Origin of the sequence: Mesorhizobium sp. B264B1B (assembly GCF_020165765.1) — a bacterium.
GTDB lineage: Bacteria > Pseudomonadota > Alphaproteobacteria > Rhizobiales > Rhizobiaceae > Mesorhizobium.
Genome location: NZ_JAIUIS010000006.1, coordinates 166,847 through 191,094 on the forward strand (window position 1 = coordinate 166,847; position 24,248 = coordinate 191,094).

Sequence of the window (24,248 nt, forward strand, 5' to 3'; positions counted from 1 at the left end):
GTCCTGTTGTTCGGTTTGGAGCAATTGCGGGAAGGCGCAAGGCGGCTTTCCGTCCGGAATTGCGAAGGAAGGAGTCACTCGCTGACGACCCCCGTCGGGGCGGTTTCTATCTTGAAGGCGGCCGAGATCAGCGCCCGAGTATAGTCGGTTTGCGGCTTTTCAAAAATCTGTTCGGAAGGACCGGCTTCGACGATCTGGCCATTGCGCATGACGATGACATCGTTGGCCAGGGCCCGGATGACCTTGAGGTCATGGCTGATGAAGAGATAGGCGAGGTCATGCTTGGCCTGCAGGCCGCGCAGGAGGTCGACCACCTGCGCCTGCACGCTCATGTCGAGCGCCGAGGTAGGCTCGTCCAGCATGACGAAACGCGGGTTGAGCACCATGGCGCGCGCAATGGCGACGCGCTGGCGCTGGCCGCCGGAGAATTCGTGCGGATAGCGGTTGCGCGTGGCCGGGTCGAGCCCGACTTCCTTCAGCACGTCGACCACCTTGTCGTCGCGCTCGTCGAGCGACAGCTTCGGCTCGTGGATCTTCAAGCCTTCTTCGATGATCTCGGCGATGGACATGCGGGGGCTGAGCGACCCGAAAGGATCCTGGAAGACGATCTGCAGTTCGCGCCGGAGCGGGCGCATGGCGTTGAACGAGAGCTGGTTGATGTCGCGCCCGTTGAACTGGATGGTTCCGCTCGACGAGATCATCCGCGCCAGCGCCAGGCCGAGCGTCGTCTTGCCCGACCCGGACTCTCCAACCACGCCCAGCGTCTGGCCGGCCCGCACGGTGACATCGATACCGTCGACCGCCTTCACATGGTCGACGGTGCGCCGGAAGAACCCCTGCTTGATCGGAAACCAGACTTTGATGTCCTTGCCGGTCATCACGGGTGCCGCGGCGCTGTTGGCCGCGGGTGGCTTGCCCTTGGGCTCGGCCGCCAGAAGATGGCGCGTATAGGCGTGCTGCGGATTGGCGAAGATGTCCTTGGTAGGCCCCATCTCGACGATCTTGCCCTTGGTCATCACGCACACCCGGTCGGCGATCTTGCGCACGATGCCGAGGTCGTGGGTGATGAACAGCATCGACATGCCCTTGCGGCTCTTCAGGCCGGCCAGCAGCTCGAGGATCTGCGCCTGCACGGTGACGTCGAGCGCGGTCGTCGGCTCGTCGGCGATCAGGAGTTCCGGCTCGTTGGCCAGCGCCATGGCGATCATGACGCGCTGGCGCTGGCCGCCGGACAGCTGGTGCGGGTAGGCGTCGAGCCGTTTCTGCGGATCACGGATGCCGACCTCGTTGAGCAGGGCCAGCGTGCGCGCCTTGGCCGGGCGGTCGGCCATGCCCTGGTGCAGCTTCAGGATCTCGACGATCTGCTGCTCGATCGTGTGCAGCGGATTGAGCGAGGTCATCGGCTCCTGGAAGATCATGGTGATCTTGTTGCCGCGCACCTGCCGCAGTTGCTTCTCGTTCATGGCGAGCAGGTCGGCGCCCTGGAACAGGATCCTGCCCGAGGGGTGGCTCGCGCTGGGGTAGGGCAAGAGCTTCAGCACCGACAGCGCCGAGACCGATTTGCCGGAGCCGGATTCGCCGACCAGCGCCACCGTCTCGCCCTTGGCGATGTCGAAGGAGATGTGATCGACGGCCAGCGACTGCTGTCCGCCTTGCGCAAAGGCGACGCTGAGGTCCCGGACCGAGAGCAGGGGAGGCTCGCTCATCGGAACGTCTTGCGCGGATCGAAGGCGTCGCGTGTCGCTTCGCCGACGAAGACCAGCAGCGACAGCATCAGCGAGATGACGACGAAGCCGGAAATGCCGAGCCACGGCGCGTTGAGATTGCGCTGCGCCTGCTTGAGCAATTCCCCAAGCGAGGCCGAGCCCGGCGGCAGGCCGAAACCGAGATAGTCTAGCGAGGTCAGCGTCGAGATCGAGCCTGAGAGCAGGAACGGCAGGAAGGTCAGTGTCGCCACCATGGCGTTGGGCAACAGGTGCCGGAACATGATGGTGCGGTTGCGCACGCCGAGCGCGCGCGCCGCGTTGACGTACTCGAAATTGCGCGCGCGCAGGAATTCGGCCCGCACCACGCCGACCAACGCCACCCAGGAAAACAGCAGCATCAGCCCGAGCAGGATGAAGAAGCCCGGCGGCAGTATGGCGGCGACGATGAGCAGGAGATAGAGCACGGGAATAGCCGACCATATCTCGATGAAGCGCTGGAACAGCAGGTCCGTCCAACCGCCGAAATAGCCCTGTAGGGCGCCGGCCGCGACGCCGATCAGAGCCGAGCCGGCGGTCAGGATCAGTCCGAACAGCACCGAGATGCGGAAACCGTAGATGACCCGCGCCAGCACGTCGCGCGCCTGGTCGTCGGTGCCCAGCCAATTCCAGTTACCGACGCTGCAGGCCGGATCATCAGCCCCTTGCGGGTACTGGTTGCAGCGCGTCTTGGCGTCATACTGCCAGGACGGCTTGGCCGGGGCTGCTTCGGGAATGGCGTTGTTGACGGTCTGGTATGAATAGCGGATCGGCGGCCAGATCATCCAGCCATTGGCGTTGATCTCGTCCTGGATCACCGGGTCGCGATAGTCGGTGACGGCATAGAAGCCGCCGAACTTCTCTTCGGGATAGGCGACCAGCACCGGAAACAGGATCTCGCCCTTGTAGGAGGCGATGATCGGCTTGTCGTTGGCGATGAATTCGGCGAACAGCGACAGCACGAACAGGACAAGGAAGATCCACAGCGACCAGTAGCCGCGCCGGTTGGCCTTGAAGTTCTGCAGGCGGCGCTTGTTGAGCGGCGACAGAAACGGCCGCGGCATCCGCTCCGGCACGACCCCGGCGGTAACACTTGCCTCCGACATCAAACGTCTCTCCGCTCGAAATCGATGCGCGGATCGACCCAGGTGTAGATGAGGTCGGACAGCAATCCGACGAACAGGCCGAGAAGCGAGAAGATGTAGAGGTTGGCGAACACCACGGGATAGTCGCGTTCGACCACCGACCGGAAGCCGAGCAGGCCGAGCCCATCGAGCGAGAAGATGTTTTCGATCAGCAGCGAACCGGTGAAGAAGGCCGAGATGAAGGCGCCGGGAAAACCGGCGATGACGATCAGCATGGCGTTGCGGAAGACATGGCCATAGAGCACCTGCCGTTCCGAGAGGCCCTTGGCGCGGGCGGTCACCACATACTGCTTGCGGATTTCCTCCAGGAAGGAATTCTTGGTCAGCAGCGTCGTCGTGGCGAAAGCCGACAGCACCAGCGCCGTCAGCGGCAAGGTCATGTGCCAGAGATAGTCCCCGATCTTGGCCGGCCATGACAACTGGTCCCAATTGTCCGAGACGATGCCGCGCAGCGGGAACCAGTCCCAGAACGAACCACCGGCAAACAGCACCATCAGCATGATGCCGAACAGGAAACCCGGAATGGCATAGCCGACGATGACGACGCCGCTGGTCCAGATGTCGAAGGGGCTGCCGTCCTTCACCGCCTTGCGGATGCCGAGCGGGATCGAGATCAGGTAGGACAGGAGCGTGATCCACAGCCCGATCGAGATCGACACCGGCATTTTTTCCAGGATCAGGTTGAGCACCGAAATGTCGCGGAAATAACTGTCGCCGAAATCGAACCGGATATAATTCCACAGCATCAGGCCGAAGCGCTCGAGCGGCGGCTTGTCGAAGCCGAACTGCTTCTCCAGCTTCTTGATGAATTCCGGATCGAGCCCCTGCGCGCCGCGATATTTTGAACCGACGTCACCGGCGGCATCGAAATTACCGCCGCCCGCATCGCCGCCGCCACCGCCCAGACGGTCGCTGCCGCCCTGGTTCGTCAGCTTGGCGATGACCTGCTCGACCGGGCCGCCGGGCGCAAACTGGATGACGGCGAACGAGATCGCCATGATGCCGAACAGGGTCGGAATCATCAAAAGGATGCGGCGCAGGATATAGGCGCCCATCAGATGGTGCCCTCCCGACGCATGTGATTGGCGAAACCGTCGATGAACGCGCCTCTTTCCCCGTCACTATACGGGCCGAGGATGCCGGCAGGCAGGTGAGGGGCGGTGCTTACGCCCGCAAGAAATTCAGCCTTTGCCAATTTTTGCCGCCTTGCCCTTGTCGAACCACCACAGCGTCTCGACCGGAAAGCCGAAATCGGGCTTTTGCTCGACGAAGCCGAACATGTCCCAATAGGCGACGCGGTGATTCGCCAGATAGTATGTTGGAATCCAGTCCAGCCGCGCGCGCAAGACCCGATCGAGCGCTCTGAGCGCGGTGACGAGTTCGGACCGGCTTTGCGCCTTGCCGGCTGCCACGATCAACGCGTCGATGGCCTTGCTTTCTGTTCCGGGGTAGTTGCGCTGCCCCGGGATTTTCGCCATTCGAGAATCATAGAGCATCTCCAGGCTGTCGTCAGTCGGCGTCGCCCCGATCGACCAATGCAGCACGGTAATATCGAAGTCGAAATCGCTCTGCCGCTGTTCATATTGCGCCGAATCGACCTGCCGGATCGAAGCGTCGATCCCGATCGCCTTCATATTCTCGGACCATGGGGTGTAGATGCGAACGATGCCGTCATCCTCCGTCAGCATTTCCACCCGCAGCCGCTCGCCCTTGTCGTTGACGACGAAATTGCCCGCCCGCTTCCAGCCGGCTTGCGCGAGCAATCTCGAAGCCTCGCCCAGCAGCTTGCGGTCATGGCCTGACCCGTCGGACAGAGGCTGCGTCACGGCTTCGCCAAAAACCTCCGGTGGCAACTCGGCCCGGAATGGCTCCAGCAGGACCAATTCCTCAGGCGAGGGCAAGCCTTCGGCCTTGTAATCCGACCGTTCGAAGTTCGATTGAGAGCGCTCGTAAGAGCCATAAAACAACGCCCGCTTCATCCATTCGAAATCGAAACACCGGGCGATCGCCCGTCGCACCCGCTCATCGCGGAATTGCGCACGACGCTGGTTCAGTGCGACGCCCTGCATGTCTGGCGTCTTCTCGCCGGGAAATTCCCGTTTGACGACCTTGCCGTCCTTGAGCGCCGGAAAATCGTAGCCGGTCGCCCAGACCCGCGCGGTAAACTCCTCGCGAAAATGCGTGTCACCCTTCTTGAAGGCTTCGAACGCCGCCTGCCGGTCGAGATAGAAGTCGATGCGGATACGGTCGAAATTATACTGGCCGCGGTTCACCGGGAGGTCGCGGCCCCAATAGTCGGCCACGCGCTCATATTCGACTGTCTGTCCCGCGGCCACTCGCCCCATTTTGTATGGTCCCGAGCCGAGCGGCGGCGTCATCGTCGAAGCATTGAAATCATTGGCCGCATAAAAGGCCTTGGACACGATCGGCATCGCCACGATCCTGAGGATGTTTTGCGCGGACTGTTCGCCGTTGAAGGTAAGGTTGAGGGTGAGCGGATCCTCGGCGACCGCGTCGGTCATATACCGCAACGCCTGGGAAAGGTTCGGATGCCCTTGCTCTTTGTAAAGCTTCAACGCGAAGACGACGTCTTCGGCGGTCAGCGGCGAGCCGTCGTGGAAACGCGCTTGCGGTCGCAGCGCGAAGCGGAAGCCGTTGCGGTCTTGCGACAAGGTGACAGACTCGGCAAGCAGGCCGTAGACCGCATCCGGCTCGTCGAGCGCGCTTGCCATCAAGGAATCGAAACAGAGTTCGGTGCGCGGCGGCGCATCTCCTTTCAATACCAGGGAATTCAACGTGTTGAAGGTCAGGAAGCTTTGGTTGAGCGTGGCGTTCGGCGGCGCGAAATTCATCTGGCCGCCCTTGGGTGCATCCGGATTGACGTAGTCGAAATGCGTGAAATCCGGTTTGTATTTGAGGTCGCCGTAGGCGGACAGGCCGTGCAGTTTGGTGCCGGTCGCAATATTGGCAAAGGCTTTTCCGGGCAACAGGGCGGCGACAGCGGCGGCACTGCCCAGGCCCAGGAAATCGCGACGGGGCAGCACCGCCATCAATTGTTGCCCTTGTATTTGGCCGCCAGCGCCTTTTCCTTCTCCGGATCGATCCACCAGGAATTCTGGTCGGCGCCGATATAGCTCGGCTGTTTGGCGGGAATGCCGAATTTGTTCCAGTAAGCCAGCCAGACCACGGCTCGATAGTACTGCGGCACGACGTAGTAGTTCCACAGCAGCACGCGGTCGAGCGCGTGGGTGGCGGCAACCAGGTCCTCGCGGTCGGTGGCGAAGATGATGCGATCGACCAGGGCATCGACGACCGGGTTCTTGATGCCGGCGTAGTTGCGCGATCCCGGCCTGTCGGCGGCCTTGGAACTCCAGAAGTCGCGCTGCTCATTGCCAGGCGATTCCGACTGGCCGAGTTGCCCGATAATGACATCGTAGTCGAAATTGTTGACGCGGTTGACGTACTGGGTCTGGTCGATGATGCGCAACGTGGCGTCGACGCCGATCTTGCGCAGATTGGCGATATAGGGGCTGGAGATGACTTGGTCGGTGTCGTTCCAGCCGAGTATCTCGAACTTGAACGGCTCGCCGGTCTTGGCATTGACCATCTTGCCGCCCTTGATCACCCATCCAGCCTTGGCGAAGAGGTCGACAGCCTGCTTCAGGTATTTGCGCTCGGCTTGCGGCGAATCGTAGACCGGCAGCTTGAATTCCTGGGTGAACAGTTCGGGCGGCAGCTTGTCGCGATACTGTTCAAGAATTTCCAGCTCCTTGCCTTGCGGCAAGCCGCTGGAGGCCAGTTCAGTTCCCTGGAAATAGCTGCTGGTGCGAGTGTTGAACCCGTAGAACAGCGTACGGTTCATCGTCTCGAAGTCGAAAGGATAGGTCAGCGCGGCCCGCACCAGGCGGTCCTGGAACAGCGGGCGCCTCTGGTTGAGCATGAAAGCCTGCATCGGCTCTGGCGAGGTGGTCTTGAATTCCTGCTTGATGACATCGCCGGCCTTGACCGCCGGGAAATCATAGAATGTTTTCCAGCGCTTCGAACTGTTTTCCGGTTTGATGTCGTCAAGTCCGCCCTTGGTGAAGGCCTGCCAGGCGGCATTGTCATCAAGGATGTAGGTGAAACGCTGCCTGTCGAAATTCTCGCGGCCGACCTTCACCGGCAGCTTGGCACCCCAATAGTCCGGCACGCGCTGCCAGACGATTTCCGAGCCAGGCTTGAAGCTGGCGATCTTGTAGGCGGCGGAGCCGAGCGGCGGCTCCAGCGTCGGCCTGGTGACGTCGCGCTTCTTGCCGTTGGCATCCGTGCCTTCCCACCAATGTTTCGGCAGCACGGCGAGGTCACCCAGGATTTTAGGCAGCTCGCGGTTGCCCTTCTGGCTGAAATGAAACTCGACTTCGCGATCCGAGACGGCCACGGCATCCGTGACATTCTCGAAATAGCGGCTGTACATCGGGCTGTTCGCCTTCAGCACCTGGAATGACCAGATCACGTCGTCGACGGTGATAGGCTGGCCGTCATGCCATTTCGCGCGGGGGTCGAGCCGGTAAGTCGCCGAGGAAAAGTCGGCCGGGTATTTGTAGGCGTCGGCGATCAGCGGATGGCTGACACTGCCTTCGTCGGTCGCCTGCTCCATCAGCGTGTCGTAGAGCAGGCCGCCGCCGAACCCGACCAGGCCGGCGGCCGGTGAACCCTGCACGATATAGGGATTGAAGCTGTCGAAAGTGCCCAGTACCACCGAATTCAGCGTGCCGCCTTTGGGTGCGTTGGGGTTCACGTAGTCGTAGTGCTGGAAATTGTCGCCATATTTGGATTCGCCGATCAGCGATGAGGTGGTGCGCCACTCATCGGCCAGGGCCGCCTGCAACCCCGCGGCCAGCAGGGCTGCCGCCAGCAACGATTTGAGAAGCACTGGGCCAAGCGTCATCCACTGTCCTCTTCGCGATGCGTGCCATCATCCAGAAAGGCAATCTAGATGATTTGCCGCGCGTGAAAACCGCCATGCGCGGCTTTGTCGCCGTAGAGGCGGTTTTCCTAACGAAAAAGCCGGGCAGAACCCGGCTTTTTCAAGGTCGTCGAGACTATATCCGATTTATTGAGCAGGCGCCGGTGCCGGGGCGGCCGGAGCTGGTGCGGCGGGAGCCGCAGGCGCCGCTGGCTTGGCAGGAGCTGCGCCTTCGGCCGGCTTGGCCGGTGCGGCCCCTTCGGCGGGCTTGGCGGGGGCGGATGCATCGGCGGCAGCGCCCGGCGCGGGCAGCGGCTTGGGATTGTCCGACAGCGTGCGCAGATAGGCGATGACGTTGGCGCGGTCTTCTTCCTTCGGCAGGCCGGCAAAGCCCATCGCCGTGCCTTTCACGAATTTTTTCGGCGAGGTGATGAAGTGGTTGATGTTGTCGTAGGTCCACTTCTCTGTGCCGCCCTTGGAAAACTCCTTCATGCCGGCCGAATAGGCGAAGCCCTCATGCTCGGCGACCGGGCGGTCGATGAGATCCCACAAATCCGGGCCGACCTTGTTGGGGCCGCCCTTCTCGCCGGAGTGGCAGGCCTGGCATTTCTTGAAGATGGCAGCGCCCTGTTCGGCACTTGCGTTGGCCAGAAGATCCGCGATCGGCTTTTCGGCGGCTGCCGGAGCGGCGGGGCCGCCCTCGGCGGGCTCGGCGGCCTCGATGGCGAAGCCGGGCTTTTCCGGAGCGGGCGAGGCAAACAGCGCGTCCGACACGATGCCGACCGAGAACACCACGAAAACGGTTCCGAGCAATCCGGCGAGCAGCTTGTTGACTTCGTTGGAATCCATACGCCCCTTGCTCCCTTTTCCGGCGGACCGATCCGTCCACTCCGTCCGTCGGTATCGAGACCTGCCCTCCAGAGCCGGTCAAATCGCGCGGAAACTAGGTCTTTTGCTCCGGTGTTGCAACACCTATAAGGGCGCTTCCAGTGAGACCTTTTGCCACTTTCCCCTCCTCGTTTCGAACGCCCGCCAAACCGATGTCCACCTTGATCCTGATCCCCGCCCGCATGGCCTCGACCCGGCTCCCGGGCAAGCCGCTGGCCGACATTGCCGGCGCCCCGATGATCGTCCATGTCGCGCGCCGCGCCGCCGAGGCCGGGCTTGGCCGTGTGGTGGTGGCGACCGACACGCAAGGCGTGGCGGAAGCGGTGCGCGCGCATGGTTTCGAGGCGGTGATGACGCGCTCGGACCACGAATCGGGTTCGGACCGGATATTCGAGGCCCTGACGGTGCTGGATCCGGCAAACAAGGTCGAAACCATCGTCAATGTGCAGGGTGACCTGCCGACCATCGATCCCGCGATCATCGTGGCCTCGCTCAGGCCGTTCGAGGACAGGGCGGTGGACATCGCCACGCTCGGCGTCGAGATCGAGCGCGACGAGGAAAAGACCAATCCCAACGTCGTCAAGATCGTTGGCTCGCCATTGTCGGCCACCAGGCTGAGGGCGCTTTATTTCACCCGCGCCACCGCGCCCTGGGGCGAGGGCGCTCTCTATCATCACATCGGCCTCTATGCCTATCGCCGCTCGGCGCTCGAGCGCTTCGTGGCGCTCAAGCCGTCGCCGCTGGAGCGCCGCGAGCGGCTGGAGCAGTTGCGGGCGCTGGAAGCCGGCATGCGCATCGACGCCGAGATCGTGCGGTCGCTGCCGCTCGGCGTCGACACGCCGCAAGACCTGGAACGGGCCAGGACGATCCTTTCAAACTGAGCGCCGAACCGACACCCCTTCAACGAGAATTGGCCATGCCTGAAAAGACCAACAGAATATCCTTCCAGGGCGAGCCCGGCGCCAATTCCGACACCGCGTGCCGTAACGTCTATCCCTCGATGCAGCCGCTGCCGTGCCCGACCTTCGAGGATGCGTTCAACGCGGTCGAGACCGGCAAGGCCGATCTCGCCATGATCCCGATCGAGAACACCATCGCCGGGCGCGTCGCCGACATTCACCATCTGCTGCCGGAATCGAGGCTGCACATCGTCGGCGAATATTTCCTGCCCATCCATTTCCAGCTGATGGTGCTGCCAGGTGTGAGGCGTGACGAGATCAAAACCGTGCACAGCCACATCCATGCGCTCGGCCAGTGCCGCAAATACGTCCGCAAGAATGGCTGGAAGGCGGTTGTCGCCGGCGACACGGCGGGCGCGGCCAAGATGGTCTCCGAGGTCAAGGACCGCACCATGGCCGCCCTGTCTCCGGCATTGGCCGCAACGCTCTACGGCCTAGACATCATCGAGGAGAATGTCGAGGACACCGATTCCAACGTCACGCGCTTCGTCGTCCTGACCAAGAACAAGCAGTGGGCCGAACGCCCGTCGCCTGACGCCAAGATGATGACGACCTTCATCTTCCGCGTCCGCAACGTGCCGGCCGCGCTCTACAAGGCGATGGGCGGTTTCGCCACCAACGGCATCAACATGACCAAGCTCGAGAGCTACCAACTCGGCGCCTTCACGGCGACACTGTTCTATGCCGACATCGAGGGCCACCCCGACGATCCGCTGGTCGAGCTGGCGCTGGACGAGCTTCGCTTCTTCTCGCGCGAGGTGCGGATCCTCGGCGTCTATCCGGCGAGTGAGTCACGCGAGCAGTGGAAGGTAGCGGATTGAGCTACCAGCCAAGGGGCACATAGTCGATCTCCATGAAGGTCTCGACTTCAGGAATCCAGCGGTCGCGCACGAAGGCGACGTGGTCGGGATGGTCGTTGTACCTAGTATAGGCGGCCTGGTCGGCGAATTCCATGGAGAAGCCGAACTGGTAGTCGTTCTTGGGGCTGACCTGACGCAGCTGTTCGAAATGGGTGACGCCCCTGATCGCCGAGAGGATTTTCCTGGCGTCGACCAGGAACCTTTTTTCCTCCAGCGAGTGCGGCGGATGCTTCAGCGTGAACACGACGGTATGGCGGATCATTTCCCTCTCCTGATTTCCCTTATTCGCTGTCGACCCAGGCGCGGATCAGGTGATGCGCTATGGCTCCCTTCGGCGGCGTGATCAGATTGCCCGGATGCTCCCTGGCCAGCATCAGGCGGACCTCGTCGCGCAAGAACCAGCGGCAGTCTTCCAGCTCGTTGAGGTCGGCCTGGATGTCTTCATTGAGCGGCTCGCCGAAGCAGCCGATCATCAGCGAATAGGGGAATGGCCAGGGCTGGCTGGCGTGGTAGACGACGCGGCCGAGCCGGATGCCGGCCTCCTCCAGCGTCTCGCGGCGCACCGCCGCCTCGATCGTCTCGCCCGGCTCGATGAAGCCGGCAAGGGCGGAGTACATGCCCGGCGCGAAATGCCGGCCGCGCCCGAGCAGGCATTTCTCGCGCGTCGCCGTCAGCATGATCGCCACCGGATCCGTGCGCGGAAAATGCTCGGTGCCGCAATTCGGGCAATGGCGCTTGTAGCCGCCGGCCCGCATTTGTGACTCGGTCCCGCATTTGCTGCAGAAACGATGGCTGGCGTGCCAGGCGAGCAGTGCGGCGCCCTGCGCCATCGCTCCGGCGGCCGCTTCGTCGATCAGGCCTTGCATGTAGACCGAGCGGTAGTCGATGGCCTTGACTGTTTCGGGAAGCTGTTCCGGCTCGAGACCGGCGGTCACCGCCAGCACCGGGCCCTGGTCGGAGAATCCAAGCAGCACACCGCTGCCGGGCAAGGTCTGGAAGGGCAGGCTTTCGGCGACGCCGAACCAGGGATCGAAGCTGCCGTCACGAACCTTCAGGTAGAGCCGGCCGCCCTGCATCAAAAGCAGCCTGGTTCCGGGATCGGCGAGCGCTTTGTCGACCGAATCGTCGGCGCGGTTCTCGGATTGTCGGTCGATACTGTTGCCGGCGAAGCCGACGAATTGGCTCGGCTCGCGCAAGGGCGCGTCAAACAGGCTAAAGCTCATGCGGACTCTGGGCGTTCGGGATGGACATGTTCGGGATGGACACGGGAAGGCTTATAGCGCCGCCCTTATCGTTTCGGCAAACCGGCGCAGCTCGGAGCGCTGATAGGGCTCGCGCAGGCCGTGTCCCCACACCGGGCCGGGCCAGCCGGGATCGCCTTCCGAACGGGCGATGACGTGGATGTGCAGCTGGCGCACGATGTTGCCGAGCGCGCCGGTGTTGATCTTGGTGCAGCCGGTCACCTTCTTCAGCGCCTGCGCCACCATATTGGTCTCGAAGGTCAGCATTGTCTGGTCGAGCGGCGTCATGTCGTGGATTTCCTCCACGCCCGGCCGCTGCGGCACCAGAAGCAGCCATGGCCAGCGGCGGTCGTTCATCACGCGCAGTTCACACAGCCCAAGCCACATCAACTGCTCGCTGTCCGCCTCCAGCCGGGTATCCAGCGTGAATCCGGCCTTCAGGCCCGGCAGCATCGGCGTTTCCCTTGCTTTTGGTGTTTTCCTCAGAGTCATGAACGCTAGAGCGGCTGCATCGAGGCTGCAAGCGAATCTCGTGGCTGATGCAGCCGATTTGCCTGCGCCCTTGCATTTCGTCGCCGAATTGCCGATATGGACGGCGGGAGGTTGGTGGTGGACGATCCACTCGCCAACCGGGTCAGGTCCGGAAGGAAGCAGCCCTAACGAGCCCGGAACGGGTCATTGTTCCAGCCTCCCACCTCATCGGCCCTTCTCGCGACGTTGACGACGCATTGCAGCGCGGGCGAAACTATGCGCAGGAATCGGCCGCCTTTTGGCGCGGCCATTTGGAGTTTTGCGGGCGAATGAGCGAAGCCGGAAATTCGGGACCAAAAAGCCTGGAGATAGGCAAGGCCGGCGCCTATCGCGTGCTGGCTCGCAAGTACCGTCCGGCGAATTTCTCCGAGTTGGTCGGCCAGGAGCCGATGGTGCGCACGCTCACCAACGCTTTCGCCACCGGCCGCATCGCCCAGGCCTGGATGTTGACCGGCGTGCGCGGCGTCGGCAAGACCACGACCGCGCGCATTCTCGCGCGGGCCCTGAATTATAAAACGGCAACAATCGACCAGCCTTCCGTCGACCTTGCCGTGCTCGGCGAGCACTGCCAAGCGATCATGGAAGGCCGCCATGTCGACGTCATCGAGATGGATGCCGCCTCGCACACCGGCATCGATGATATCAGGGACATCATCGAACGGGTGCGCTACGCGCCGGTCTCGGCCCGCTACAAGGTCTACATCATCGACGAAGTGCACATGCTGTCGACGCAGGCCTTCAACGGCCTGTTGAAGACGCTGGAAGAGCCGCCGCCGCACGTCAAGTTCATCTTCGCCACCACCGAAATCCGTAAGGTGCCGATCACCGTGCTGTCGCGCTGCCAGCGCTTTGACCTGAGGCGCATCGATGCGGCTGTGGTGAAGGCTGATCTCGCCCGGATAGCGGGCCTGGAAGGCATCGAGGCGGAAGACGACGCGCTGGCGATGATCGCGCGCGCGGCCGAGGGGTCGATGCGCGATGCTCAATCGATTTTCGACCAGGCCATCGCGCATGGCGGTGGTGCGGTCAGCGCCGAAGCCGTGCGCGCAATGCTGGGTCTCGCCGATCGCGCCCGCGTCGTCGATTTGTTCGAACATGTCATGAAGGGTGACGTTGCCGCGGCACTGGCGGAATTGCGCGCGCAATACGACACCGGCGCCGATCCGGCCGCCGTGCTGACCGACCTTGCCGAATTCAACCATCTCGTCACCCGGCTGCGTTTCGTGCCGGCCGCCGCCGACGACGCGGCGCTGTCGCAGGACGAGCGCGAGCGCGGCGCAGATTTCGCTCGGACGCTCTCGATCAAGGTGCTGTCGCGGACGTGGCAGATGCTGCTCAAGGGCATCCCGGAGGTGCAGTCGTCCAACCGCCCTGTAAGTGCCGCCGAGATGGTGCTGATCCGGCTGGCACACGCGGCCGACCTGCCGACGCTGGACGAGGCATTGAGGTCGCTGGAGAACGGCCTGCCGGCGCCGGGCGCCGCGCCGCGTTCGAACGGCGCGCCGGCGAGCCCCGGTAATGGCGGCGCTCCTGGTGGCAACGGCGCCAGCGCAGTGGCGCAGGCGCGCATGCCCGGCGGGTCGGGCGGCGCGCAGACCATGCGGCTGGTGGAAGCCGCGCCCGCTCCGGGCGCCTTCATTGCGCCTGTGCAGCCGGCGCCGGAGGCGCAGCCAATTTCGCTGAAATCGCTGGCCGATATTGTCGCCCTTGCCGACGCGCAGCGCGACATCGCCTTCAAGGTGCTGGTCAAGCGCTGCATCCGCCTCGTGCGCATCGAGCCCGGCCGCATCGACGTCAGCCTGACCGACGATGCGCCCAAAATGCTGCTCAACGATTTGACGACCAAGCTGCGCGCCTGGACCGGCCGCAACTGGCTGGTGTCGCTGTCGAAGGAAGAGGGCGGCCAGACGCTGGCCGAAATGGAATCGACCAGGCGCGAGAACGCTTTGCTCGATGCCAAGAGCGATCCGACGGTCGCCGCCATCCTGGCGCGTTTTCCCGGCGCCAGGATCATCGACGTGCGCATCCCCGACGCGCCGGAAGCCGACGCGGTCGAAGCCGAAGTGCCGGTCGAGCCGCCGGCGGACGACGACGAACTCTGACGAAACCACGACTCTGCAAAGGATCGGACCATGAAAGATCTTCTCGGCCTCATGGGCAAGGCGAAGGAAATGCAAGCCAAGTTCCAGGCTATGCAGGACGAGATCGCCACGGTCGAAGCCGTCGGCCAGGCCGGCGGCGGCCTGGTCATTGTCACGTTGACCGGCAAGTTCGAGATGAAGTCGCTGAAGATCGACCCGTCTCTGTTCAAGGAGGATGAGGTGGAGATCCTCGAAGACCTGCTTCTGGCCGCTCACAATGACGCCAAGGCCAAGGTCGAGCAGATCATGCAGGAAAAGACCAAGGCGCTGACCGCCGGCCTGCCGATTCCGCCGGGAATGAAACTGCCGTTCTAGATGCATGTCGCCCAAGAGTGTGCGACGGTTTTGGGGATAACGACATGCATAAAGCCAAAGACTAGTTGGCCATGGCCGAAGAGCCGTCCGAAAGGCTGATCGAGCAGCGTATCCGCAACAGGATCTACGAGATCCTGGAAATCCTGGCCGATTCTGATGCCGGCGTCGATCTCGTCGGCATCAAGGGCTATTTCAACCTGTTCGAGGATTTCGTGCATCGCCCCTCGATCGAAGCCGGCACTTCGGCGCTCTCGAAGGAAGAACGCGCCATCGTGCTGGAGATCGCGGATTTCCTGGAGGCTGCCGGGGAGGCCAACCCCGATTTCACCAGGTCCGAGTTCATCGACAGCGACTGGCCGGGAAAGATCGCGCCGGTCGCCCGCAATGCGCGAGCATTGTTCCTGAGGCGCGGGCTGTTCTCGGAGAAATTCGAAGAAATTGAGCCAGGACGGCCGGCTGCGATTTCAGCCGGGCGATAATGCATGTCGCCCAAAAGCGGTCTCGGCATGGACAAGGGCGTGCATAAAACAAAGGCTTGAAGCCCGGATCTTGCCACGTAACTGTGCCAGTTTGGCAACAGCATCTCGCCAATAACGTTTTAGCCATCATTTTGCCCGAAAGTGTCTCATTCTTGCCGCAGCCTGGGGGCGGGCATCGAAGTGAGAGGGTTACCTGTTGATTGCCACGCGATGGAAGACGCCGCTGTTGCTCGGCGTCGTCACGTCTCCCCTGTTCCTGGCCGCTTGCAGCCAGACCGCGTCACACGGCATGTCCAGCCTGACCGACGCCATCACGCCGAGTTTCCTGAGCTCCCGCGGCTACCACACGCCGAAGGACAGGGAATGCCTGGAAAGGGCGATGTTCTTCGAATCCAACCGGTCGAGCCGCGATGGCATGATCGCCGTCGGCACTGTCGTGATGAACCGGCTGCGCTCCGGCAAACATGGCGACACCATCTGCGCGGTGGTGGGCGAGCGCGGCCAGTTCGCGCCCGGCGTCATGACCAGGCCGATGAATTCGCGTGCCATGCCCGATGTCGAGGAAGCCGCCGACGCCGTGCTCAAGGGCGAGCGCAAGGCCAAGCTCAAGAACACGATGTATTTCCACACCGCGGGCCTGCGCTTCCCCTACAAGAACATGCATTACACCATGGTCGCCGGCGGCAATGCGTTCTACGAGAAGCGCGGCCGCAACTGGCAGCCGCTGCCGGACGAGCCGACGGTCGCGGTCGCCTCGGCCGAGCAGCCAGCAGCCTTGCCCGGAGTTGCCGCGACTCGCGTCGCTTCCGCCGAGCCGACGGCCAAGACATCCGATCGCACCGCTGCGGCGTACGTGACTGCCGCGGCGGAGCCGATGCGCTCCGGCAAGGCGGCCCAGCAGACCTACGTGACGGCATCGGCTGCGCCGGCCGCAAAATCCACGCGCGTCCAGGAAAAGCCGACGATGGTGGCGATGCAGGAGCCGATGGAGGAACCCGATGCCGCTCGCTTTGGCGGGACCTTGAACACAAAGGTCATTTCCTCGGTGCAGGGCGCGCCGCAGGAAGCGGCGATGGGGTTCCAGTCGACGCCTGAGAACACCGATGCCATCGGCGCGATGATCGTCAGCCAGAGCCGTCCGCTCGAAACCAACTGAGGCGGGCCGCACTTGACGGCCTGCCGGTGCTGGTTGGAGATGCGGTCCGGACGCAAAACCGCTTCGCACTTTTCGCGGAATTGCTCTAGATCAGGGCAATGTCCAAGCGAATCGCGGGTCCCGAGATCGAACGTCTCATCCAGCTCCTGGCCAAAGTGCCGGGGCTCGGTCCCCGCTCGGCCAGGCGCGCCGCGCTGCATTTGATCAAGAAGAAGGAACAACTGCTGTCGCCGCTCGCCGCCGCCATGGGCGAGGCGGCCGACAAGGTGCGCATCTGCTCGACCTGCGGCAATGTCGACACGTCGGACCCCTGCATGATCTGCACCGATCCACGCCGTGACGCCGGCACGCTGATCGTCGTCGAGGACGTCTCTGATCTGTGGGCGCTGGAGCGGGCGGCGGCGATGAACGTGCGCTACCATGTGCTGGGCGGCACGCTGTCGCCGCTCGACGGTATCGGCCCCGATCAGCTCAACATCCGCTCATTGGTCGACCGCGTCGCCGGCGGCGAGGTCAAGGAGATCATCCTGGCCGTCAATGCCACGGTGGAGGGCCAGACCACGGCCCATTACCTGACCGATCAATTGTCCGGTTTCGAGGTGAAGATAACGCGGCTGGCGCATGGCGTGCCGGTCGGTGGCGAACTCGACTATCTCGACGAAGGCACGCTGGCGGCAGCGCTGCGCTCCAGGACGGCGTTTTGACGCGATTGCGGGGAAGGATGCTTGTCACGATGATCCCGCATCCTCAAAAGTTGGCGTTCCGTGGCGCCCCCCTCTGTCCTGCCGGACATCTCCCCCTCAAGGGGGGAGATTGGCAATTTCGCAGCCGCCATTTCCTTTTCAACGGCGGTGTTTGGCGAAGGCAGAGACAACAGTCGATCTCCCCCCTTGAGGGGGAGATGGCCGGCAGGACAGAGGGGGGCGCCACGGAACGCGGCCTCCGCAAGTTCTGCTTTGCGTTTTTCCTGGCGATACTGGCTGCACTGTTCCTCTCCACCCCCGCCTCGGCCGCCAAGATCGACGACCAGTTCCGCGCCTGGCTGCGGAGCGATCTGTGGCCTGACGCCAAGGCCAAGCGCATTTCCAAGCAGACCTTCGATGCCGCTTTCGACGGCGTCAAACCCAATCTCAAGCTGCCCGATCTTGTCATGCCCGGCGAGAAGCCGAAGACGCCGCAGAAGCAGCATCAGGCCGAGTTCGGCTCGCCCGGCGCCTATTTCGCCGAGAAGACCATCCGCGCGGTCACATCGGGCGGGCGGACGCGCGAGGCGGCCAACGCCAGGACACTCGCCGCGATCGAAAAGCGCTATGGCGTGCCGGGCGAGGTCCTTTTGGCGATCTGGGGCCGCGAAACAGGGTTCGGCGCGGCGAAGATGCCTTACGACGCCTTCGAGGTGCTCGGCACCAAGGCGTTCATGTCGACGAGGAAGGACTTCTTCCGCACCGAGCTGCTGGCGGCGCTCGAGATCGTCCAGCGCGGATTGGCCCCGGTGGATGCGATGAAATCGTCCTGGGCCGGCGCGCTCGGCCAGCCGCAATTCATGCCGACGTCGTTCCTCAAGCATGCCGTCGATTTCGATGGCGACGGGCGCGTCGACATCTGGAGCTCGACGCCTGACGTGCTCGCCTCCATCGCCAACTATCTCGTCCATTATGGCTGGGTGAGGGGACGTGGCTGGGGATTCGAAGTGACCGTTCCCGAGAGCGTCTCCTGTTCGCTCGAAGGCCCCGACCAGGGCAAGACAATCTCGCAATGGGCCGCAATGGGCATCAAGCGTGTCGGCGGCAAGGCATTCCCGGCGAGCGAGCTGAAGGCCGAGGGCTTCCTGCTGATGCCGGCCGGCCGCAGCGGCCCGGGCTTCATCGCCACGCCCAATTTCTACGTGCTGAAGCAATACAACACCAGCGACCTCTATGCCCTGTTCATAGGCCATGGCGCCGATCGCATCGCCCATGGCGATGCCAATTTTTCCGGCAACTGGGGCGCGGTCGGTGACCTCCACCGCTCCGATATCGCCGCCCTGCAGCGGGCGCTGGAGGCCAAGGGCTATGATGTCGGCAGCGCCGACGGGCTGCCCGGCTTCAAGACCCGCCGCTCGATCGGCGCCTGGCAGGAAAAGAACGGCAAGCCCGCCACCTGCTTTCCCGATGCCGGCCTGGTCGCTGCTCTGAAGTAACTCTCAAGTCAGGGTTTTTTCTCGACTGCTGGCCTCTGTTGGCCTTCGCATGCTCCCGCTCGCCCGCCTGCCACTATGATCCAGTGAGCCGACGCATAAATGCTCGTTGCCCGCCGCGAGGCCGCCGGATATGCTGTTGACCAACTGGACAAAAACCACGACGGTAAGTGGTCAAAGGGGGCCCTTGTCGGCCTGGAAAAACACCGCAACCCTGAGCCGGGAACTCAGGTCAACAAAACAGGGAACAATCACCATGATGATGGAAAAGCTTGCTCTACGATCCCGCATTCTGCTTGCGGGTGCCGCAATGTCGGCGCTGCTTCTCGCGGGAGCGCCGGCTGGCGCGGTCACGCCAGCCGACACGCTGGTCGAAGGCTTTGCCATCGACGACATCATCTCCATGGATCCGGGCGAGGCGTTCGAGCTGTCGACCGCCGAGGTCACCGGCAACACCTATGACCTGCTGGTCCGGCTCGACCTCAGCGACACCTCCAAGGTCAAGGGCGACCTCGCCGAAAGCTGGACCGTCTCGGACGATGGCCTGACCTACACGTTCAAGCTCAAGCCCGGCCTGAAATTCGCCTCGGGCAACCCGATCACCGCGGCCGACGTCGCCTATTCGTTCGAACGCGCCGTCAAGCTGGACAAGAGCCCGGCCTTCATCATCGACCAGTTCGGGATCAGCGGCGACAATGTCGCCGAAAAGGCCAAGGCGGTCGATGACACCACCTTCCAGTTCATCGTCGACAAGGCCTATGCGCCGAGCTTCGTGTTGAACTGCCTGTCGGCCACCGTCGCCTCGGTCGTCGACGCCAAGCTGGTCAAGGAACATGTCGCGGCGGTCACGCCGAGCGCCGACTACAAATGGGACAATGATTTCGGCAATGCCTGGCTGAAGACCGGCTATGCCGGCTCGGGCGTCTACAAGCTGCGTGAGTGGCGCGCCAATGAGGCCGTCGTGCTCGAACGGAACGACAATTACTACGGCGAAAAGGCAAAGCTTGCCCGCGTCATCTACCGCAACATGAAGGAAAGCTCAGCACAGCGCCTGGCGCTTGAGGCCGGCGACATCGACGTCGCCCGCAATCTCGAGCCGAACGACCTCGACGCCATTGCCAAGAACGCCGACCTCACCACAACCAGTGCGCCGAAGGGAACTGTCTACTACATCAGCCTCAACCAGAAGAACCAGAACCTCGCCAAGCCCGAAGTCCGCCAGGCCTTCAAATATCTGGTCGACTATGACGCGCTGAGCTCGACCATCCTCAAGGGCATCGGTGAAATCCACCAGACTTTCCTGCCCAAGGGCGTGCTCGGAGAACTGGACAAGAACCCGTTCAAGCTCGACGTCGCCAAGGCCAAGGAACTGCTGGCCAAGGCAGGCCTGCCCGACGGCTTCAGCGTGACCATGGATGTGCGCACCGGCCAGCCGACAACCGGCATGGCGGAATCGATCCAGCAGACGCTCGGCCAGGCCGGCATCAAGCTTGAGATCATTCCCGGCGACGGCAAGCAGACGTTGACCAAGTACCGCGCCCGCAACCACGACATCTATATCGGTCAGTGGGGCCAGGACTATTTCGATCCGAACTCCAATGCCCAGACCTTTGCCTCGAACCCGGACAATTCGGATGAGGGCAAGTCCAAGACGCTGGCCTGGCGCAACGCCTGGGATATTCCGGACCTGACCAAGCAAACCGAAGCCGCTTTGCTGGAGAAGGATTCGGGCAAGCGCGCCGACATGTACAAGGATCTGCAGCAGAAGATCCTGGACACCAGTCCCTTCGTCATCATCCATCAGCAGCTGGAAGTCGCCGGGTTGCGCAAGAACCTCAAGGGTTTCGCGCTCGGCCCGAGCTTCGACACCAATTTCGTTGGGCCGGTTTCCAAGGAATAGCGCCGGCGGATGAGCGTAGCTGAAAATCAGGCGGCGGCAGGGCGCGGCAGCGCCCGCGCCGTCACCATTTTCTCATCGATCGGCCGCTTCCTGGTGATCGCGATCACGACCTATCTCGGTCTGCTCGCGGTGACCTTTTTCATCGGCCGCGTCATCCCCATCGACCCGGTATTGGCCGTGCTCGGCGACCGGGCGCCGGCCAATGTCGTGGAGCGCACGCGCCGCGAGATGGGTCTCGACCTGCCGCTGATCGAGCAGTTCTACATTTACGTCAAAAATGCTCTCAACGGTGATTTCGGCACCTCGGTGCTGACCACCAATCCGGTCATGACCGACATCCGCCGCGCCCTTCCGGCAACGACGGAACTGGCGACGTTGGGGACACTGATCGGCGCGCTGTTCGGCGTGCCGCTGGGTGTGCTGGCTGCCGTCAGGCGCGGCAGCCTCATCGACCAGGTGGTCCGCGTCATCGGCTTGATCGGCTATTCCGTGCCGATCTTCTGGCTTGGCCTGCTCGGGCTCGTCCTGTTCTACGCCAAGCTGCAATGGGTGGCTTTCCCGGCGCGGCTCGACGTCGTCTACGAATACACCTTCACGCCGATCACTGGCTTCTACCTTCTCGATTCGGCGATGCAGGGGCAGTGGGATGTCTTCTGGGACGCGTTCCGCCACATCATCCTGCCGGCCTCGCTGCTCGGCTATTTCTCGCTCGCCTATATCAGCCGCATGACGCGCTCCTTCATGCTCAACGAACTCACGCAGGAATACATCGTCGCCGCGCGCGCCAAGGGCCTGTCGGAAACCCGCATCATCTGGGCTCATGCCTTGCGCAATGCCGCCGTGCCGATGGTGACCGTGATCGCGCTCTCCTATGCCGGACTTCTGGAAGGCTCGGTGTTGACCGAGACGGTCTTCTCCTGGCCCGGCATCGGCCTCTACATCACCAATTCGCTGCAGAATGCCGACATGAACGCGGTGCTCGGCGGCACCATCGTCATCGGCTCGGTGTTCATAGCCATCAATCTTCTGTCCGACCTGCTTTACCGCGTGCTCGACCCGAGGACCAAGGTAAGATGAGCAGAGGAATCCCACTTTCAGGCTCGGCTGCGGCCCACCCCGGCCCTTCGGGCCACCTTTCCTCTCCCCCGTCGAACGGGGCAGAGTTGGTCTGCGAAGCAGACCGGAGTGGGGGCCGACAGCGCCAAGAGGCATCGTCATGACCGCCTCCGACGCCGCCCCCCTCTCCCGCCGCGACTGGCTGCTCAGCGAGCGGCCGGCCTCGCGCATGCAGGCGAGGCTCGGCCGTGCCTATGTCGCGTGGCGGCGTTTTTCCGCCAATCGGCTGGCCTTTCTCGGCCTGCTCATCATCATCGCGCTGCTGGTCATTGCCGCCCTTGCAGGGGTACTGGCGCCTTATTCGCCGACCTTCGGCGATCTGAAGAATGCGCGCCTGCTGGCGCCAAGTGCTGAGCACTGGTTCGGCACCGACGATCTCGGCCGCGATATCCTCTCGCGCATTCTCTACGGCTCGCGCTGGACGCTGTACGTCGTCATCCTGGTCGCCATCATCGCCGCCCCCATCGGCCTCGTGGTCGGCACCGTCGCCGGCTATGCCGGCGGCTGGACCGATGCCATACTGATGCGCATCACCGACATCTTCCTCGCTTTCCCCAAGCTGATCCTGGCGCTGGCCTTTGTCGCGGCCCTCGGCCCCGGCATCGAGAACGCGGTGCTCGCCATCGCCATCACCTCCTGGCCGCCCTATGCCCGCATCGCGCGTGCCGAAACGCTGACTGTGCGCAATTCCGATTACATCAAGGCGGTGGAGCTGATGGGCGCCTCGCCCTTCCGCATCGTGCTGCGCCACATCATGCCGCTCTGCATCTCCTCGCTGATCATCCGCGTGACGCTCGACATGGCCGGCATCATCCTCACCGCCGCCGGCCTCGGGTTCCTCGGCCTCGGCGCGCAGCCGCCGCTGCCCGAATGGGGCACGATGATCGCTTCGGGCCGCCGCTTCGTGCTCGACCAATGGTGGGTGGCCGGCGCGCCGGGCTTCGCCATCCTGATCGTCAGCCTCGGCTTCAACCTGCTGGGTGACGGCCTGCGCGACGCGCTCGACCCGCGGAGCGGCGACCAATGAACGGCGAAACGAGGACACGGCCGGAACGCGCATTGCTCGAAGTCGACGATCTGCGCGTCACCTTCCCGACGCGCACCGGGCTGATCGAGGCGGTGCGCGGCGTCTCTTTCTCGCTCGGCCGCGAAAGGCTGGGCATTGTCGGCGAGAGCGGCTCGGGCAAGTCGCAGACCGGCCGTGCCATCATGGGGCTGACGCCGCCACAGGCGCGGATATCAGCCAATAAATTGGCCTTCGACGGCCTCGACCTGCTCGGCGTCTCGGCGCGCGAGCGCCGCGCGCTGCGGGGCAATCGCATCGCCATGATCCTGCAGGATCCGAAATATTCGCTCGACCCGGTGATGAGCATCGGCCGCCAGATCGTCGAGACGCTGCGCACCCATGAGAAGGTCTCCAAGGCCGAGGCGCGGGAGCGCGCGCTGGCCATGCTGGAGGCGGTGCAGATCCGCGACCCCCGGCGTGTCTTCGACCTGCATCCGCACGAGGTCTCCGGCGGTATGGGCCAGCGCGCCATGATCGCCATGATGCTGATCGCCGGGCCGGAAATGATGATCGCCGATGAACCGACCTCGGCGCTCGACGTCACCGTGCAACTCGACGTGCTCGGCATTCTCGACCGGCTGGTCGGCGAGCGCGGCATGGGGCTGATCTTCATCTCGCACGATCTGCGCCTGGTCTCGTCCTTTTGCGACCGCGTCATCGTCATGTATGCCGGCAAGGTGGTGGAGCAGCTCAAGGCCTCCGAACTCGGTCGCGCCCAGCATCCCTACACGCGCGGCCTGCTCAACTGCATGCCCAAGATCGGCGCCGATCGTCACCCGCTGCCGGTGCTCGACCGCAAGCCGGAGTGGGCGGCATGACGTCAGCAATTGCCGTCGACGGGCTGGAGGTCATCTTCGACCGCTTTCGCGCACTGAAGGGCGTCAGCCTGGACGTGCAGCCGGGCGAATCCTTCGGCCTGGTCGGTGAATCTGGCTCCGGCAAATCGACGCTGCTCAGGGCGATCGCCGGCCTTGCGCCGGTCGCTTCGGGCAGCATCACGGTCAACGGCAAGAAGCTCGGCGCGCGCCGCGACAAGGCCTTTTACCGCGAAGTGCAGATGGTGTTCCAGGATCCGTACGGTTCGCTGCACCCGCGCCAGACCATCGACCGCCTGCTGCAGGAGCCGCTCGCCATCCATGGCTTTGCCGACGGCGAAAAGCGCATCCAGCGGGCGCTCGACGAGGTCGGCCTCGGCAACGGCTTCCGCTTCCGCTACTCGCATCAATTGTCGGGCGGCCAGCGCCAGCGCGTGGCGATCGCGCGCGCGCTGATCCTCGAACCGTCGGTCCTGCTGCTCGACGAGCCGACCTCGGCGCTCGATGCCTCGGTGCAGGCCGAGGTGCTCAACCTGCTCGAGGAAGTACGCCGGCGGCGCAAGCTGACCTTCCTGATGGTCAGCCACGACCTCGCCATCATCACCCATATGTGCGAGCGCCTGATGGTGATGCAAAGCGGCGAGGCGGTGGAGAATTTGACGGCGGGTGACTTGGTCGAGCGGCGCGTGACGAAGGATTACACGCGCAATCTCTTGCGGGCCAGCGACGGGTTTGTGAGGGTGTAGCTGAACTTTCAACGCGACGCTGATCGC

The 24,248-nt window shown here is 63.5% G+C and carries 22 protein-coding genes and 1 other RNA gene; 14 read left to right on the forward strand and 9 right to left on the reverse strand.

Translation table 11 applies throughout. The features are described 5' to 3' along the window. Nucleotides 1-74: 74 nt before the first annotated feature. The 6 genes from LB547_RS14565 to LB547_RS14590 form a co-directional block, all read right to left on the reverse strand. A complete protein-coding gene (locus LB547_RS14565; protein WP_140759414.1) occupies nucleotides 75-1,706 on the reverse strand; it encodes an ABC transporter ATP-binding protein in 1,632 nt (543 codons plus the stop codon). After that, on the reverse strand, nucleotides 1,703-2,848 hold the full coding sequence (locus LB547_RS14570; protein WP_140657889.1) for an ABC transporter permease: 1,146 nt from the start codon (nucleotides 2,846-2,848) through the stop codon (nucleotides 1,703-1,705). Before LB547_RS14570 ends, LB547_RS14565 begins: the two co-directional genes overlap by 4 nt. Continuing rightward, nucleotides 2,848-3,942 (reverse strand): microcin C ABC transporter permease YejB, encoded by a 1,095-nt coding sequence (locus tag LB547_RS14575; protein WP_140496886.1) that lies wholly within the window; start codon nucleotides 3,940-3,942, stop codon nucleotides 2,848-2,850. Before LB547_RS14575 ends, LB547_RS14570 begins: the two co-directional genes overlap by 1 nt. A gap of 126 nt (nucleotides 3,943-4,068) precedes the next feature. After that, nucleotides 4,069-5,937, reverse strand: a complete 1,869-nt coding sequence (locus LB547_RS14580; RefSeq protein ID WP_140759416.1) for an extracellular solute-binding protein — start codon at nucleotides 5,935-5,937, stop codon at nucleotides 4,069-4,071. Beyond that, nucleotides 5,937-7,814, reverse strand: coding sequence for an extracellular solute-binding protein (locus tag LB547_RS14585; protein WP_140556752.1), 1,878 nt, complete (start codon nucleotides 7,812-7,814; stop codon nucleotides 5,937-5,939). The genes LB547_RS14580 and LB547_RS14585 overlap by 1 nt, the downstream gene beginning before the upstream one ends. Before the next feature lie 165 nt (nucleotides 7,815-7,979). Continuing rightward, nucleotides 7,980-8,681, reverse strand: coding sequence for a c-type cytochrome (locus tag LB547_RS14590; protein ID WP_140496880.1), 702 nt, complete (start codon nucleotides 8,679-8,681; stop codon nucleotides 7,980-7,982). A 191-nt stretch (nucleotides 8,682-8,872) separates the two neighbouring features. On the opposite strand from LB547_RS14590, the gene LB547_RS14595 reads away from it, so the two are divergent. Next, nucleotides 8,873-9,601, forward strand: a complete 729-nt coding sequence (locus tag LB547_RS14595) for a 3-deoxy-manno-octulosonate cytidylyltransferase (protein ID WP_140523806.1) — start codon at nucleotides 8,873-8,875, stop codon at nucleotides 9,599-9,601. 35 nt (nucleotides 9,602-9,636) lie between these two features. Beyond that, entirely contained in the window at nucleotides 9,637-10,500 is an 864-nt protein-coding gene (locus LB547_RS14600) for a prephenate dehydratase (protein ID WP_140759418.1), read from the forward strand. 1 nt (nucleotide 10,501) lies between these two features. Here the strand turns inward: LB547_RS14600 and LB547_RS14605 are convergent, their stop codons facing one another. Genes LB547_RS14605 through LB547_RS14615 form a run of 3 tightly spaced genes read right to left on the reverse strand, consistent with a single transcriptional unit; the run spans nucleotide 10,502 to nucleotide 12,233 of the window. After that, nucleotides 10,502-10,801 (reverse strand): Dabb family protein, encoded by a 300-nt coding sequence (locus LB547_RS14605; RefSeq protein WP_140496873.1) that lies wholly within the window; start codon nucleotides 10,799-10,801, stop codon nucleotides 10,502-10,504. A gap of 19 nt (nucleotides 10,802-10,820) precedes the next feature. After that, entirely contained in the window at nucleotides 10,821-11,762 is a 942-nt protein-coding gene (gene nudC, locus LB547_RS14610; protein ID WP_140496871.1) for an NAD(+) diphosphatase, read from the reverse strand. A 51-nt stretch (nucleotides 11,763-11,813) separates the two neighbouring features. Then, nucleotides 11,814-12,233: an HIT family protein gene (locus LB547_RS14615; protein ID WP_140556749.1), complete on the reverse strand. Its 420-nt coding sequence runs from the start codon at nucleotides 12,231-12,233 to the stop codon at nucleotides 11,814-11,816. Between the two features lie 145 nt (nucleotides 12,234-12,378). Between LB547_RS14615 and ffs the strand changes: the two genes are divergently transcribed. The 12 genes from ffs (at nucleotide 12,379) to LB547_RS14675 (ending at nucleotide 24,221) form a co-directional block, all read left to right on the forward strand. After that, an RNA gene (gene ffs, locus LB547_RS14620) (signal recognition particle sRNA small type) lies at nucleotides 12,379-12,475 on the forward strand. Between the two features lie 105 nt (nucleotides 12,476-12,580). Continuing rightward, nucleotides 12,581-14,413, forward strand: coding sequence for a DNA polymerase III subunit gamma/tau (locus LB547_RS14625; protein ID WP_140759420.1), 1,833 nt, complete (start codon nucleotides 12,581-12,583; stop codon nucleotides 14,411-14,413). 30 nt (nucleotides 14,414-14,443) lie between these two features. After that, entirely contained in the window at nucleotides 14,444-14,767 is a 324-nt protein-coding gene (locus LB547_RS14630) for a YbaB/EbfC family nucleoid-associated protein (protein ID WP_140496865.1), read from the forward strand. Nucleotides 14,768-14,838: 71 nt separating this feature from the next. Continuing rightward, the gene (locus tag LB547_RS14635) at nucleotides 14,839-15,246 is read left to right on the forward strand and encodes a hypothetical protein (protein ID WP_140670846.1); all 408 of its coding nucleotides are present in this window, start codon (nucleotides 14,839-14,841) and stop codon (nucleotides 15,244-15,246) included. Nucleotides 15,247-15,442: 196 nt separating this feature from the next. Further along, on the forward strand, nucleotides 15,443-16,402 hold the full coding sequence (locus LB547_RS14640; RefSeq protein WP_140759422.1) for a cell wall hydrolase: 960 nt from the start codon (nucleotides 15,443-15,445) through the stop codon (nucleotides 16,400-16,402). A 98-nt stretch (nucleotides 16,403-16,500) separates the two neighbouring features. Continuing rightward, nucleotides 16,501-17,106, forward strand: coding sequence for a recombination mediator RecR (gene recR, locus LB547_RS14645; RefSeq protein ID WP_140513120.1), 606 nt, complete (start codon nucleotides 16,501-16,503; stop codon nucleotides 17,104-17,106). A gap of 197 nt (nucleotides 17,107-17,303) precedes the next feature. Beyond that, nucleotides 17,304-18,581: a lytic murein transglycosylase gene (locus LB547_RS14650; RefSeq protein ID WP_140759424.1), complete on the forward strand. Its 1,278-nt coding sequence runs from the start codon at nucleotides 17,304-17,306 to the stop codon at nucleotides 18,579-18,581. Nucleotides 18,582-18,834: 253 nt separating this feature from the next. After that, entirely contained in the window at nucleotides 18,835-20,478 is a 1,644-nt protein-coding gene (locus tag LB547_RS14655) for an ABC transporter substrate-binding protein (protein ID WP_140496855.1), read from the forward strand. 9 nt (nucleotides 20,479-20,487) lie between these two features. Then, the gene (locus LB547_RS14660) at nucleotides 20,488-21,555 is read left to right on the forward strand and encodes an ABC transporter permease (RefSeq protein ID WP_140564874.1); all 1,068 of its coding nucleotides are present in this window, start codon (nucleotides 20,488-20,490) and stop codon (nucleotides 21,553-21,555) included. Between the two features lie 139 nt (nucleotides 21,556-21,694). Then, nucleotides 21,695-22,621 (forward strand): nickel transporter permease, encoded by a 927-nt coding sequence (gene nikC / locus LB547_RS14665; protein ID WP_140496850.1) that lies wholly within the window; start codon nucleotides 21,695-21,697, stop codon nucleotides 22,619-22,621. After that, the gene (locus LB547_RS14670; RefSeq protein WP_140759425.1) at nucleotides 22,618-23,478 is read left to right on the forward strand and encodes an ABC transporter ATP-binding protein; all 861 of its coding nucleotides are present in this window, start codon (nucleotides 22,618-22,620) and stop codon (nucleotides 23,476-23,478) included. The genes nikC and LB547_RS14670 overlap by 4 nt, the downstream gene beginning before the upstream one ends. Beyond that, nucleotides 23,475-24,221, forward strand: a complete 747-nt coding sequence (locus tag LB547_RS14675; protein WP_140663997.1) for an ABC transporter ATP-binding protein — start codon at nucleotides 23,475-23,477, stop codon at nucleotides 24,219-24,221. The genes LB547_RS14670 and LB547_RS14675 overlap by 4 nt, the downstream gene beginning before the upstream one ends. Nucleotides 24,222-24,248: the final 27 nt, after the last annotated feature.